Consider the following 13,714-nt stretch of genomic DNA (forward strand, 5'->3'; position numbering starts at 1 on the left):
GATCCGTGGGTTGCTTCACCAAGGGAACGGGATCGATGCTCCCGCCGGCCTGCCGTGCTTTCCGCCTTCCGCGGAAGAAGAGGAAGAGATTCAGGAAGAGCATCACGCCGAGGTAGATCGCGAAGCCGCCCACTTTTCCGGCCAGTGCCTCCACCACCTCCTGGTTGGTGTCGAAGGGGTCATTGTCCCAGCGCGGGCCGATCTGCATGATGCGCAGCGCAAAGCCGATGTTGAGCAGGTAGAAGCCGACCTCGAAGAGTCGGTTGGTGGCATCCGCGATGTCGGCCTTGCCCTTGAAGATGTCGAGCATGAAGACACGGCCGTTGCGGAAGAGGGTGCGTGCCACGTAAAGCGTGAGCAGCAGCGTGATGGGCACGTAGATGAGGTAGGTGAGGACGATCTTGCTGGTCATGGCTGTTGTTGTTGGAGAGTTGCTTCAGGCTGGACGGGTCGTTGCATCGCGATATGCCGTGCCCTTGCGATACTGCTCCAGATCAGGAGCACGGCGATGTTCTGGTAATGGAGTCCGGCGAGCGTGAAGAGGATCACGGCGATGTGCCGGCTAAGGGTGCCCAGCATCACCTGCACCGTCGTTATGGGCTCCCAATGCGCTACGACCAGGGCGATGTAGCCGATGTTCAGGGCATAGCAACCCACAAGCAGGACATTGTTCGTGGCATCCACGAAGGCCGCATCGTCATCGAAGATCCGGAGCATCCAGATGCGCCCATGGCGGTGGCAGGTCTGCGCCACGCCCACGGCGATGGCGAGCATCGCAGGGAAGAAGAGGGCGTAGGAGGCCAGATTGAGGTTCATCGGATCATGCCTTTCGCGCGGTGATCATCAGATACCGGAACAGGTCGCGCTGGGTGCCCAGCAGAATGCCCAGCATGCAGCTGCGCAGGTGCGCGCGCTCGAGTTCGTCCAGTCTGGCGCCTGAACCGATGCGATCGAGCCAGCAACGGATCATGAGCACGGGGCCATGCACCGCGCTTGGGGCCACGTTCCAGCCCAGGTCGCGCACGCGGATGTCCACGAAGCCCGCTTGCTCCATCGCTGCGATGAATGCCGCACGCTGCGGGAAGCAGGGGAGGGCCCAGCCGCGCTCAACCGTGCGCACCATGCGCCTGCGCCATCCGTTCGCAGGCTTCAGCAGGAAGCCATCCACAAGCGCTATGCGGCCGCCGGGCTTCAGGATGCGCGCCGCCTCATGGATCACATCGCGCTTGCCATGACCTGCCCCGTAACAGAGGCTCTCCAGTGCGTATACGCCGTCGATGCAGCCATTCGCGAGCCCGGTATCCCGGAAATCGCGCTGGTGAAGCGCCACGCTCACTCCTTCGGCATCGGCCTTCGCCTTCCCGATCCTCACCTGTTCCTCCACCACGGTATAGGCGTCCACATCCACGCCGAAGGTGCGGGCCGCCAGCATCGCTGCGCTGCCGTATCCGCATCCCAGGTCGGCTAAACGGTCTGCCACCCGCGGTTCCAACCTGCGCACCACCTGAATCACCATCTCTTCGAGCATGGCCTTGCGATCGAGGATGCTCATGGACGGTTGCCAATGCCCGAAGTGCAGGTGGCCTTCTGCGCTCCAGCGCTGGTACAGCGCAGCGCTGGCATGGAAGTGCGCGGTCACCTTGGGGTCCACGGCACGGATGCCGGAGCGTGGCGCGGTGCGTTGGATCTCGGTCATGTCCTTGTGGCTTGATGTTTCAGGAAGTATTGAAATATTGCGGATAAAAAAAGGGGTGATCATTTGAGCAGGGTAGTGGCGGCCTTCACGAACCATTGCACATCGCGTCTGGTACTGTGCTCCAGCAAGGTATCGAGGCGGGTGGTGAGGTCGTGCAGGTCGTGAGTGGTCTTGCGGAAGGCCTTGGCCTCGGCGGTTGCACCTGGGATGTCCTCGAGTTCATCGAGCAGTCGGATCAACGGCTCCAACTCGCGCTTCTTCCGCTCGCGGGTGATGTGCGTGGCCACTTTCCAGACATCCTTCTCGGCCTCGAAGTATTCCCGCCTTTCTCCGCTCTTCAATACCCGACGGACCAGGCTCCAATCGATCAGCGCGCGCAGGTTCATGTTCGCGTTGCCGCGGCTGATATTGAGCTGCTCCATCACCTCCTCCGTGCTCAGCGGTTCGTGGCTGATGAGCAGCAGCGCATGCACCTGGGCCATGCTGCGGTTGATGCCCCATGCGCTGCCGAAGGCGCCCCAGGCCTCGATGAATCTCTCGCGTGCTTCCTTTAGGTCCATTGTTCGTCGGGCAAGCGGGTCCAAACCTAAGTCATCAAGCTTGTATTTTCAAACAATATTGAAAATAACAGGATGCCATCCCCTGACGCGGTTGGGCCGAACCGGCGAGTGGGGTCATGCGGGCAGCGATGTCCGGAGGTCGAGCGGAGGTGGACGGTGAGAATGGTCTGGTGGCTGATCGGGCACTTGGAATTGCGGCTTGCGCGCTGCCTCGATCATGCATCCCGTCCTCTTATCCATCAAGAAGAAGCCCCAGCCATTCGGCTGGGGCTTCTCGCGGACCGGACGGGACCGGAACCCATGGTATTGTCAACACCCCCTTGTTCACCTCTAAACCGCGCTACATCTGAAGAAATACGGGCCTTCGGGGAGAAAGGCAAGGAAAGGCCGTAGCGGGTGAAAGAAAGAAAAACCGACAACCAAACCGACAACCGAACCTCCCGGCGGGTATCTTTGAGGCTATCCAGTATCACCCTCACATGAACCCCCATGCCCAAGTTCAACTTCAACCTGCGGAACGCATCCGCTAAGGCAGAGACACCCGTCAACTTCGTCATCCGCTGGGGCGCCCGGCGCCTTGTGTACCCCAGCGGGGAGGCTATCCATCCGCGCTACTGGTGCGACACCCCCGGCCAACGCAACTATCAACGCGCCAAGGAAACGCGTGCCTTCCCGGAACATCCGGAGTTCAACGAGCGGCTGGATGATCTTCTGAAGGATGCCAAGGCCACCTTCCGGAACTACGTCACCGACAACGGCCGGGAACCCGAAGTGGATGAACTGCGGGATGCCCTCAACGATGCCCTCGGACGCAAGGAACAGCGCCGTGCGGACCTGCTGGGGTTCATCGCAGAGTTCATCGAGCGCAGCCAGGGTAACGTGAACCCGCGCACCGGCAAACCGCTGCACTCCACCTATCACGGCCGCAACCGCATCACCCACCGGCTGCTGAAGGACTACTTGGCAGCATCGCGCCGAGGTACCCGCGTGCCCTTCACCGCGCTCGATGGGGCGTTCGTGGAAGGGTTTACCAAGTACCTCACCACCACATGCGGCCTTGCCACCAATACGGTGGGCAAGTACCTCCGTGCCCTGCGGATGTTCGTCAACGCGGCTGCAGAGGAAGGCCACGAGATCAACAGCAAGTTCCGCTCCCGCGCCATCACGATACCGGAGGAGCGCAGCGATAAGGTGTACCTCACCGAAGATGAACTCAACGACCTGTTCCACCTCGATCTGAGCGCACTCCCGCGCCTCGATCGCGCCCGTGACATCTTTCTCGTTGGTACATGGACCGGCCTACGGTTCGGGGACCTCACCACGTTGAGCGCAGACCACATCGAGGGCGACCGTATCCGCATCCGTCCGGGAAAGACGGGCAGGCCCGTGGTCATCCCCCTGCATCCGATCGTTCGCGCCGTGCTGGTGAAGTATGGCGGCACGATGCCCCCGGCCATATCCAACCAAAAACTCAACGACTACGTGAAGGAGGTCGCCGCAATGGTGCCCTCGTTGTCGCATCGTGTATCCGTGGGCATCACTAAGGCAGGCATCCGGAGGGACACGGCCCGCGCCAAGTGGGAACTCATCACCACCCACACCGCCCGCCGGTCCTTCGCCTCGAACTTGTACCGCCGGGGAATCCCCGCGCAAACGATCATGGCCATCACCGGCCACCGCACGGAGGGGGCCTTCCTTCGGTACCTACGCCTCGACGGAGAACAGCACGCGGACATGATCGCCGCCTCGGACCTGTTCACGATGCCCGTCATGAAGGCCGTCTAACTGCTGCATCCCATGGAGAACACGAAGGACGTGGAGAACACGGCGCCAAAGGCACCGCGCAAGGTGTACAGTCTAGAGAGTGTGGGCCTTATGATGGCTCAGTACCGTGGCATCGAATATCGCACACCCAACGACCCACCTCGCGGCTGCGTCACCGAAGGCCGGGACCTCGGCCCGGCGATCACCGAACTCATCCGGGAGGGCAAGGTGTGCGTCATGAATCAACTCATGCGGCTGGCTATCTTCCCCGCTGCTGGTGGCACATCATGGAGACCCTTGGCCAACCCGCTCCGGAATGAACGCAACGCCATGATCGAAGTATTCCGGCATCAACGCGGAGCGCAGCAATACGGCACCACGTACACCCGTGCGCTGCGGGCATGGCAGGCCGTTGTTCCCTATCCACCCGCACCCGATCCCGATAACCCCGACGACCTCGTTGTGGATCACTATTATGGCCTGCTGGCAGCGGATGCGGATCATGCGCAACTGCCCGAAGGTGCCAAGGTCGTTCCAGCTAAGGGAAGGACCGACCCGGAGAACGGTTATCGCCGATGGATCGAGGAGTTCGTTGCTGAGGTAGAGTTGTGCGCACAGCGTTTCAGCGACAACGAGGAACTGCGGGTTGAACTTCAACGGCTGGTAGATGAGCTCAACACTTTCGAGCCAGGCACCGCAGAGGGGCGGCAATTCGTGGAGCAATGGGCAGGCAGGGCGGAGGGGCGCGAAGGCATCGCCATCATGCGCACCGGCAAGGATCGCCTCATTCGGCGCCTTGGTGAACTGATGGATGAACAGGCCCCGGAACCCATTGCAGACGGGCAGACCGGCCCACGCATCACATGGCGGGGCGATCGTGGGGAGTTGGCAGAGGTGTTCCATCAACTCGTTGTCAACGGCTGGATCGAGGAACCTCCACGCGGCCGGGCATCATTGGCCCGTCATCTGCTGGCCGTGTTCCGTGACCGTGACGGCAATGCCTTCGAGCGGTCCAGCATGGAGAAGATGATGCAGCCGAAGGCACACCGCTCGGTTCGTGGTAGCTGGAAGTTCGAGTTGAGCAAACGACCCGACCCCGAGGAATAGAGCAACGGCGGCACCTTCCCGCGTTTCCGGAAACGGACGGAATTACCTCGGCCTTCCTCATTTAGTCCTTCGTGCCACTGCCGAACAAATGGCAGCAACACGATGGATCAACTCATTCTTTCTTCTGTGCTCCTCGCCGATCTGGTGGGGGAGATCACCAAGGCAGTGCGCATCGAACTGGATGCACGCACGCCACACGCCACACCTCCCCCGGAGGAACTGTTGACCCGCGTTGAGGCTGCTCAACTGCTGGGCATCACCTTGCCCACATTGCGAGAGTACACGCGCAAAGGGTATGTGACCGGGTATCGTATCGGCACCCGTGTACGCTATCGCCGCAACGAGGTGTTGAACGACCTGCGGCGCATCCGCACGGCCAAAACCGCCCGGTCATGACGCATCCAGTATCGCCATCAAACCGCGTCATCCGGTACACCCTCGACCCAGGCACCGGACGGTATTTGAAAGATCCCCAACGCATCGCAGTCGCCAAGGCCCCGGAATATCTGAAGGTCGAGGAAACGCGGATGCAGGTCATCCGGGACAACGGCGCCTCGGAGGTCATCCACGGCCCCAGCAAGGGCGGCCGCTGGCAGTTCTTCACCGGCCTCATCCCCACGGGCAGACCGGGTTGGTATTTCGGCAACGACCGCGAAGAACGGGCAGGGCGCAAGGTGAACTCGCTGGTGATATTCCAGTTCACCGACAACGACCGCACGTTGATCGTGACCTACTATCCCGGCTGGTACATCCACAACCGGGAGCAACGGGTGAAGTTCATCTGTGCCTTCGCGGATCGCGCCGAGCGGATGCCATCGGCACCCATCGCGCAGACATCACCCATGACCTTGTTCCCCATGAACAGCAACGGGAGCATGTAGCCCCCGCTGCCTATCCAGTATCGCCACACGGTCGCCCGCATGTTCGACGGCACGAAACTACGCATCCAAGGCCCTGCTCAACGCACTGTGCGGCATCGGCCCGGCCTTGCCTTCGAGGAGGGCAGGGATGGGCTGCATCGTGCCCGGTTGGAGGGTTGGGCCTTCGAGGGGGATGCAACGCGCTGCTGGGAGATCAACGGATCATTCCACAAGGCCCACCACGGCGGCACCAACTGGCAGGACTTCACGCACGCGCAATTCGTGGCCACCGTGCGCAGCCTATGCGACATCACCGGCCTGCATCCCGCATCCCTGCATCTTGCCGGGTTGGAGGTGGGCGTGAACATCACCCCGCCATGCCCCACCAACGACCTGTTGCCCTGCATCGCCCTGCATCGCACATCCACACCGGAGCGCATGGAAGGCCGCGCACGGGGCATCACGATCATGCACGGGCAGAGGGGCAGGAACTATCGGTTCAAGGTGTACGACAAGGCCCATCAAAACGGCCTGTCCTTCGAGCTGCTGCGGTACGAGATCGCCGTGCGGCAAATGCGCATCCTTGCATCCTATGGCGTGCGCACCGCTGCCGACCTGCTGGAACCCTCCACATGGGAGCGGCTGGGGGCCTTCCTGTTGGCCAGGTTCGACGAACTGTTGATCGTGGAACCCCACGTGCCCACCGATGCGTTGCGGCCCGCTCAACGCGATCTGTTGGCCAAGGCAACCGCACCCGGCTACTGGCAGGGGATGCCACGGCAACGACGAAGTGAGCGGCGCAAGGCCCTGCACAACCTGTTCTCCCGGTACGCATCACCCAACTTGAAGGCCCTGTTGAGGGCATCCATCACGGACAAGTTGAGCGAGTTGATCGCCGATGCGCACACCTTGACCCCGGACATTTTCGCCGGGGGGATGGAATTGCCCAACCCGGACAAATACGCCACTTGGGTAAAGGGCGAGAATGTCACGGGTAACGACATCGGGGATACCTCGGCCGTGGTAGGTATCGTGGACGGCGGGCAGCCTGTGCGGAGGTGCCGCGCCTGTGGTGCCGACATCGGGCATCAACACCCTGCATCGGTGTATTGCAGCGAGCGGCGCATCGGGCGCATGGGAAAGAGTTGCCGCAACCGGGGCAGCAACTTCACGCGGACCCTTCGGGTACTTGAAGGCCGGGGGCCGCTGCTATTCGATCACACGTCATTCATCCGCGCATCGCTGGGCACACCGGCGCGGCGCATCAACTCAACAACGCCATGAGCAAACGCAACGACCCCGACACCGGCAAGTTCACCAAGGGCAACCCCGGCCGTCCGAAGGGCACGAAGAACGAGCGCACGCTACTATGGGAGGACCTGGGCAAAGAGATCATGGAGCGGCACACGGGCCGCATCAACGACCTACTGGAACGCCTGTGGGATAGCCCCGACACCGCCGATCAATTCAAGGCTGCTGACCTGTTCATGAGGCTGGCGGAGTTCTTCAAACCGAAGTTGCAGCGCATCCAAGGGCAGACCGACAACGGGCACGGCCTCATTCCTCCGCTGGTGGCCCACGATGGGGTTGTGAAGGTGCCCCACAACTGGCCCGGTCCGATCATTCACATCCATCGGGAGGTCATTGGGAGGGACACCGAAGGCAAGGACGAACAATAAACAATGCGACGAAATGCGAGGCAGACCTTTTGAGAACGGCGATCCACGGGCAGGACGCCCGGCCGGGAGCGCCAATAGATCCACCGCAGCGGCACGGGATGCGTTCAACCTGCTGTTGGAAGGCAACGTTGAGCGGTTGCAGGCATGGATAGATGAAGTGGCCGCAGAGGACCCTTACAAGGCATTCGGCATGGTCATGGATCTTGCCGCCTACGTGGTGCCCAAGATGAAGGCAGTGGAGTTGAGCGCACCCCAGGACCAAACAATCGTTGTGAACTTCACAGGATGAACACCGACACGCTGGCACGCATCGCGGCCCTGTGGGGCACCCAGGCCACCGTTGAGGCTGCCGGGATCGCCTTGTTCATCCTGCTGGACCTGCTGGGCATCTGTTGACCGCCTGCCGTAATTATCGGCGGGGATACGGTTACAGACCTTGACCCCTATTGAGGGGAGAACGGCACGGAACCGACAACCAAACCGACAACCGGAAAACGAGAACCGCCGCAAACCCTTGGTGGATAAGGGCTGCGGCGGCTACGTTGCGGACCGGACGGGACTCGAACCCGCGACCTCCGCCGTGACAGGGCGGCATTCTAACCAGCTGAACTACCGGTCCGTTCAGCGCCGCCTTCCGGCGGAGCGGCGGCAAATGTAGGCGCTCAATCGATTCGCGCAAGCGGCTCAGTACAACTTGGCCCGCTTGGTCAGGAATTCCAGGAGGAGCGGCTGGAATCCGGCATTGATGTCAGCTTCAACGAGGTCGATTCGGTACTGGCCGCACTTGAGCTTCAGTCGCTGCCATCGCTCGGCCATAGCTGTTCGGTAGCCTTCGCGGATCTCGCTGGGGTGGGCTTTCACCTGCTCGCCGCTCTCGACATCAACGAAGGTGTAGGGCTGATCGGGCAGGTCCAGCTCCAGTTCGCGCTTGCGGTCAACCACATGGAACAGGATGATGTCGTGCTTGTTGAATCGAAGGTGCTGCAACGCATCGAAGACCTCGGCTTCGCGGTCCTGGTCGTCTAGCATATCGCTGAGGATCACGACCAGGCTGCGTCGGTGCGCGCGCTGTGCGATGTCGTGCAGGGCTTCGACCAGGCCGGTGCGCTGATCACGTGCAACCGCATCGGCAGCCAACAGGCCATCGAGCTGCGCCATGAGATGCCTCAGATGCGCGGCATTGCTCCTGGCGCGCTCGGAAACCAGCACCTTATCCCGGAAGACGGTGAGGCCGGCGGCATCCCGTTGCTTGCGCAGCAATTGGATGAAGGCCGCAGCGGCATGCACGGCGAATTCGACCTTGCTGAACTCCTGCACATCGCTCTTCTCCGGGAAATACATTGATGAGGAAGCATCGAGCACCAGCTCGCAGCGCAGATTGGTCTCTTCCTCGTATCGCTTCACGAAGAGCTTGTCGGTGCGAGCATAGAGCTTCCAATCGATGTGGCGCGTGCTCTCACCGCTATTGTAGGCGCGGTGCTCGGCGAACTCCACGCTGAAGCCGTGGAAAGGGCTCTTGTGCAGGCCGGCCAAAAAGCCCTCCACCACCTGCCGCGCCTTGAACTCAAGGGCGCTGAGGGCCTGGATGTGCTGTTGCTGGATGGGCATGCGTCTTCGATCCGATCGATCCGGAGCGCAAAGAACGGGAAAGCCTCAGCGCAGGCCGAGGCTTTCACAGAGCTTGCTGGATCGTTCAGGCCAATTGCCCTTGCAGCTTCTGGTTCAGCTGGGCCTTGGGCACGGCGCCCACGCTGCGGTCCACCACTTCGCCGTTCTTGAAGAACAGGATGGTCGGGATGCTGCGGATGCCGTACTTCATGCTGATGCCAGGGTTGTTGTCGACGTTGAGCTTGCCCACCACGGCCTTGCCGTCGTATTCCATGCCCAATTCCTCCACAACGGGGCCCACCATGCGGCAAGGGCCGCACCATTCCGCCCAGAAGTCGACCATTACGGGTTTGTCGCTCTTGAGGACGAGTTCTTCGAAGTTGCTGTCGGTGAATTCGAGTGCCATGTTCGTTGGTTGCGCTTGCGCGCTGCTGGTTTCGGGTTGATGGTCGCTTCAGTCCTATGCTGCCTTACAGGGCGCCAAAGGTACCCCCGCTCGACGATTTTCTTGCCACGGAGAATTCCACGACGTTATGTCAGTTCAGGGTGTAGCTCAGCTCAGCAATCCCATCCAATCGCACGATCAGATCCTCACTGATCGCCACCGCCAAACCCTTGCTGGGCAGGTCAACCGCGAGCTTCTCGGCCTCGCTGACCAATTGCACCACCACTTTGCATTTCCCGGGGTTCGATTTGATCAGCTGTCCAAGGTCGCGCACCAGTTCATCGTTGGCGTGGTCCGCATCGAGCTTCAGGGTGAGCTTGTTCATGTACTTCTCGCGCACGTCGCCCAGCAGTTCCATGCTGGTGATCTTGAATTCCATCTGCCCTTCATCGCGGCCCCAGGTGCGGGCCATGGCGCGGCCTTTCACGAAGAGCAGCGCGCCTTGCTGCAGGTAGAGCTTGAAGCGCATGTAGTCCTCGCTGAAGAGCATGAAGTCGTGCGAGCCGAAATGGTCCTCCAGGCTCAAAGTGCCGAATGGCTTGCCGCTCTTGGCGATGCGGTGCTCGGCCTTGGTGACGATCCCAGCGAAGGTGACGTCACGCCCCTCCAGCGCTTTCAGGTCAGAAAGCTGGGAGAGGTTGTGATGACAGAGGTGCTTGATCTCCAAACGGTGGTCATCGAGCGGGTGGCCGCTGAGGTAGAAGCCGATCACTTCCTTCTCGAAGTGCAGTTTCTCCAGCGCGCTCCATCCATCGATCTGCGGCACCACCGGCTCGGGTATGCCCGCGCCTTCCACGGCATCGCCGAACATGTTCACCTGCGAGCTGTCGGCGCTGTCCTGGGTCTGCTGGCCGAAGCGGACCAGTGTTTCCAGCCATGTGGGCTTGCCTTCTCCTGCACTGTGGAAGAAGGCCGCGCTGCACGTTCAATGAGTCGAAGGCGCCGGCGTAGGCGAGGCTCTCCAGCGCTTTGCGGTTGGCGGCGCGCAGGTCCACGCGGCGCATCAGATCGAAAATGCTGGAGAAAGGACCGTTCTCGGTGCGCTCCTGCACGATGGTGGCTACTGCGCTCTCGCCCACGCCCTTCACGGCACCGAGGCCGAAGCGGATGTGGCCGGTCCTGTTCACGCTGAAGGCGAAGCTGCTCTCATTCACATCCGGCCCCAGGACCTTGATGCCCATGCGACGGCACTCCTCCATGAAGAAGGTGACCTTGTCGATGCTGCTCTGCGAGTGCGTGAGCACCGCAGCCATGAATTCGCTCGGGTAATTGGCTTTGAGCCAAGCCGTCTGGTAGGCCACGAAGGCGTAGCAGGTGCTGTGCGATTTGTTGAAGGCGTACTGCGCGAATGCCTCCCAATCGGTCCAGATCTTCTCGCACACCTTGGCATCGAATCCCTTTGCGGCGGTGCCCTCCAGGAACTTGCCCTTCATCTTGTCCAGCGTGGCGCGGTCCTTCTTGCCCATCGCTTTGCGCAGCACATCCGCGTCGCCCTTGCTGAAGCCAGCGAGCTTCTGGGAGAGCAGCATCACCTGCTCCTGGTACACCGTGATGCCGTAGGTCTCCTTCAGGAGTTCCTCCATCTCCGGAAGGTCGTACACGATCTTCTCCTGCCCGTGCTTGCGCTTGATGAAGCTCGGGATGTACTCCAGCGGCCCCGGCCGGTACAGCGCGTTCATGGCGATGAGGTCGCCGAATTGGTCGGCCTTGAGCTCGCGCAGGTATTTCTGCATGCCCGCGCTCTCGAACTGGAAGGTGCCGTTCGTCTCTGCGCGTTGATAGAGGGCGTAGGTCCTCGGGTCGTCGAGGGGAATGTTGTCGATGTCGATCCGGATCCCGTGGTTCTGGTCGATCAGGCGCAGCGCGTCGCGGATGATGGTGAGCGTCTTCAGCCCGAGGAAGTCCATCTTGATCACGCCCGCGTCCTCCACCACCTTGCCGTCGTATTGCGTCACCAGCATGGGCGAGTCCTTGGTGGTGCACACGGGCAGGATCTCCTTCAGGTCCTGCGGCGCGATGATGATGCCGGCAGCATGGATGCCCACGCCTCGCACGCTGCCTTCCACCTTCTCGGCTTCGCGCAGCACATCGGCGGTGAGCTCGCCGCCCTCGAGGATCTCGCGCAATTGCTTCACGCCCGCTAGTTCGTCGGCGCCCAGGTTCTCTTTCGCCTTCAGGCTATCAGCGCCCTCGAGCGGTGCGCGCAGCACGCGGCCCAGCTCAATGCCCGGTCGCTCGGGCACCAGCTTCGCAAGGCGATCAGCTTCGTTCAGCGGCAGGTCCATCACACGCGCCACGTCGCGGATGCTGCTCTTGGCCGCCATGCCGCCATAGGTGATGATCTGCGCCACCTGGTTCTGGCCATACTTCTGCACCACGTAATCGATCACCTTCTGCCGCCCTTCGTCGTCGAAGTCCGTGTCGATATCGGGCATGCTCTTGCGGTCCGGGTTCAGGAATCGCTCGAAGAGCAGGTCGTACTTGATCGGGTCGATATTGGTGATGCCGATGCAATAGGCCACCGCGCTGCCTGCCGCGCTGCCACGGCCGGGGCCGATCAATACGCCGATGTCGCGGCCGTGATTGATGAAGTCCTGCGTGATGAGGAAGTAGCCGCTGAAGCCCATCGTCTTGATGGTGAACAGCTCGAAGTCGAGGCGCTCCTTGATCTTCGGGTCGAGGGAGTCGATTCCCCCCGCAAGGCCATGCTCGGGCGATTGGTGAATGGAGGTTGGTGAATGGTGGGCTCCTCCATTCGCCATTCGCAATTCACCATCCACCTTTTCTCCGAGATATCGCCTTATCGCCCCTTCATATGTGAGGTGCTTGAGGTACTCATCCTGGTCCGCGAAGCCTTCGGGGATCTGGAAGTTGGGCAGCAGGATGTCCTTCTTCAGCTTCAGCGGCTCGATCTTGTCGACGATAAGGTTCGTGTTGTCCAGCGCCTCGGGCAGATCACTGAACACCTTCGCCATCTGCTCGGTGGTCTTGAAGAAGAACTCATCGTTCGGGAAGGCGAAGCGCTTGCCTTTTTGAGAGCCTTCCTCGTCGCCGTCGTCGGCCTTGGGCGTGCTCTGCTTCTCGCCGGTGTTGATGCACAGCAGGATGTCGTGCGCGTTGGCGTCCTGTTGGTCCACATAGTGGCTGTCGTTGCTTGCGATGATGGGCACCTTGTACTTGGCCGCCCACTTCACCAAAAGCGCATTCACCTGGTCCTGCTCGGGGATGCCGTGGCGCTGCAGCTCGATGTAGTAGTCCTCTCCGAACTGATCGAGCCACCATTTGAATTCCTCCTCACCGGCCGCTTCGCCCTTGCGCAGGATGGTGCGCGGCACGCTGGCACCGAGGCAGCAGGTGGTAGCGATCAGCCCTTCCTTGTACTTCTCGATCAGTTCCTTGTCGATACGCGGGTACTTGCTGTAGAAGCCCTCCATATACCCGAGCGAGCAGAGCTTGCTCAGGTTCTTGTAGCCCGTGGCGTTCTTGGCCAGCAGCAATTGGTGCACGCGCTGGTCCTTGTCGTCGCGGGTGAAGGTCTTGCGCGTCCGATCGGCCACCAAGTAGAACTCGCAGCCTACGATCGGCTTCACCTTCGGTGTGCCGTCCTCGTTCTTGTGCTTGCCGGCCTCCGCCACGAACTTGAACACACCGAACATGTTGCCGTGATCGGTGATCGCCAGAGCGGGCTGGCCATCGGCGGCGGCTTTCTTGTATAGCGCAGGAATGGCGGCGGCGCCATCGAGCAGAGAGAACTGGGTGTGGACGTGGAGGTGGGAGAATTTCATCGGAGCGGAGTGCGAAACTACCAGTGGAATCACGGGGGCCTGGGATCAGTTTTCCACATCTCTGGATCGCCATGCCATGAAGCGATTGCTCACCAGAATACCCGACTGCCGCAAAGACCAACGTCATCGAAAGTTCATCCATCCTCGAGGCTCCTTGATTCCTTCCATGTTCTCCTTCTCTGGTGGGGCTTCTTCGGAAGAGATGGCGCT

12 protein-coding genes, 1 tRNA gene and 2 pseudogenes are annotated in these 13,714 nt (G+C 61.2%); 7 read left to right on the top strand and 8 right to left on the bottom strand.

The window, feature by feature from the left end:
- Window positions 1-46: 46 nt before the first annotated feature.
- The 4 genes and pseudogenes from IPK70_08675 to IPK70_08690 all read right to left on the bottom strand — a co-directional run bounded on the left by IPK70_08675 (window position 47) and on the right by IPK70_08690 (window position 2,256).
- Window positions 47-412 (bottom strand): annotated as a pseudogene (locus IPK70_08675) (hypothetical protein).
- Entirely contained in the window at window positions 409-816 is a 408-nt protein-coding gene (locus IPK70_08680) for a hypothetical protein (GenBank protein ID MBK8227237.1), read from the bottom strand. Before IPK70_08680 ends, IPK70_08675 begins: the two are co-directional and overlap by 4 nt.
- Window positions 817-820: 4 nt before the next feature.
- A complete protein-coding gene (locus tag IPK70_08685; GenBank protein MBK8227238.1) occupies window positions 821-1,696 on the bottom strand; it encodes a methyltransferase domain-containing protein in 876 nt (291 codons plus the stop codon).
- A 59-nt stretch (window positions 1,697-1,755) separates the two neighbouring features.
- Window positions 1,756-2,256, bottom strand: coding sequence for a transcriptional regulator (locus IPK70_08690; protein ID MBK8227239.1), 501 nt, complete (start codon window positions 2,254-2,256; stop codon window positions 1,756-1,758).
- A gap of 489 nt (window positions 2,257-2,745) precedes the next feature.
- Between IPK70_08690 and IPK70_08695 the strand changes: the two genes are divergently transcribed.
- The 7 genes from IPK70_08695 to IPK70_08725 all read left to right on the top strand — a co-directional run bounded on the left by IPK70_08695 (window position 2,746) and on the right by IPK70_08725 (window position 7,955).
- On the top strand, window positions 2,746-4,041 hold the full coding sequence (locus IPK70_08695; GenBank protein MBK8227240.1) for a site-specific integrase: 1,296 nt from the start codon (window positions 2,746-2,748) through the stop codon (window positions 4,039-4,041).
- 12 nt (window positions 4,042-4,053) lie between these two features.
- Entirely contained in the window at window positions 4,054-5,127 is a 1,074-nt protein-coding gene (locus IPK70_08700; protein ID MBK8227241.1) for a hypothetical protein, read from the top strand.
- Between the two features lie 102 nt (window positions 5,128-5,229).
- On the top strand, window positions 5,230-5,523 hold the full coding sequence (locus IPK70_08705) for a helix-turn-helix domain-containing protein (protein MBK8227242.1): 294 nt from the start codon (window positions 5,230-5,232) through the stop codon (window positions 5,521-5,523).
- Between the two features lie 131 nt (window positions 5,524-5,654).
- Entirely contained in the window at window positions 5,655-6,008 is a 354-nt protein-coding gene (locus tag IPK70_08710; GenBank protein MBK8227243.1) for a hypothetical protein, read from the top strand.
- A gap of 39 nt (window positions 6,009-6,047) precedes the next feature.
- Window positions 6,048-7,271 (top strand): hypothetical protein, encoded by a 1,224-nt coding sequence (locus IPK70_08715; protein ID MBK8227244.1) that lies wholly within the window; start codon window positions 6,048-6,050, stop codon window positions 7,269-7,271.
- A complete protein-coding gene (locus IPK70_08720; GenBank protein ID MBK8227245.1) occupies window positions 7,268-7,666 on the top strand; it encodes a hypothetical protein in 399 nt (132 codons plus the stop codon). The genes IPK70_08715 and IPK70_08720 overlap by 4 nt, the downstream gene beginning before the upstream one ends.
- A 13-nt stretch (window positions 7,667-7,679) precedes the next feature.
- Entirely contained in the window at window positions 7,680-7,955 is a 276-nt protein-coding gene (locus IPK70_08725) for a hypothetical protein (GenBank protein ID MBK8227246.1), read from the top strand.
- A 256-nt stretch (window positions 7,956-8,211) separates the two neighbouring features.
- On the opposite strand, the gene IPK70_08730 is transcribed toward IPK70_08725, so the two are convergent.
- The 4 genes and pseudogenes from IPK70_08730 to dnaE form a co-directional block, all read right to left on the bottom strand.
- A tRNA-Asp gene (locus IPK70_08730) sits at window positions 8,212-8,285 on the bottom strand.
- A gap of 65 nt (window positions 8,286-8,350) precedes the next feature.
- The gene (locus tag IPK70_08735; protein ID MBK8227247.1) at window positions 8,351-9,274 is read right to left on the bottom strand and encodes a DUF58 domain-containing protein; all 924 of its coding nucleotides are present in this window, start codon (window positions 9,272-9,274) and stop codon (window positions 8,351-8,353) included.
- An 85-nt stretch (window positions 9,275-9,359) separates the two neighbouring features.
- Window positions 9,360-9,680, bottom strand: a complete 321-nt coding sequence (gene trxA / locus IPK70_08740; protein ID MBK8227248.1) for a thioredoxin — start codon at window positions 9,678-9,680, stop codon at window positions 9,360-9,362.
- Window positions 9,681-9,810: 130 nt separating this feature from the next.
- Window positions 9,811-13,504, bottom strand: a pseudogene (gene dnaE, locus IPK70_08745) (DNA polymerase III subunit alpha).
- Window positions 13,505-13,714: the final 210 nt, after the last annotated feature.

It is taken from the genome of Flavobacteriales bacterium (genome assembly GCA_016712535.1).
Taxonomy (GTDB): Bacteria; Bacteroidota; Bacteroidia; order Flavobacteriales_F; family PHOS-HE28; genus PHOS-HE28.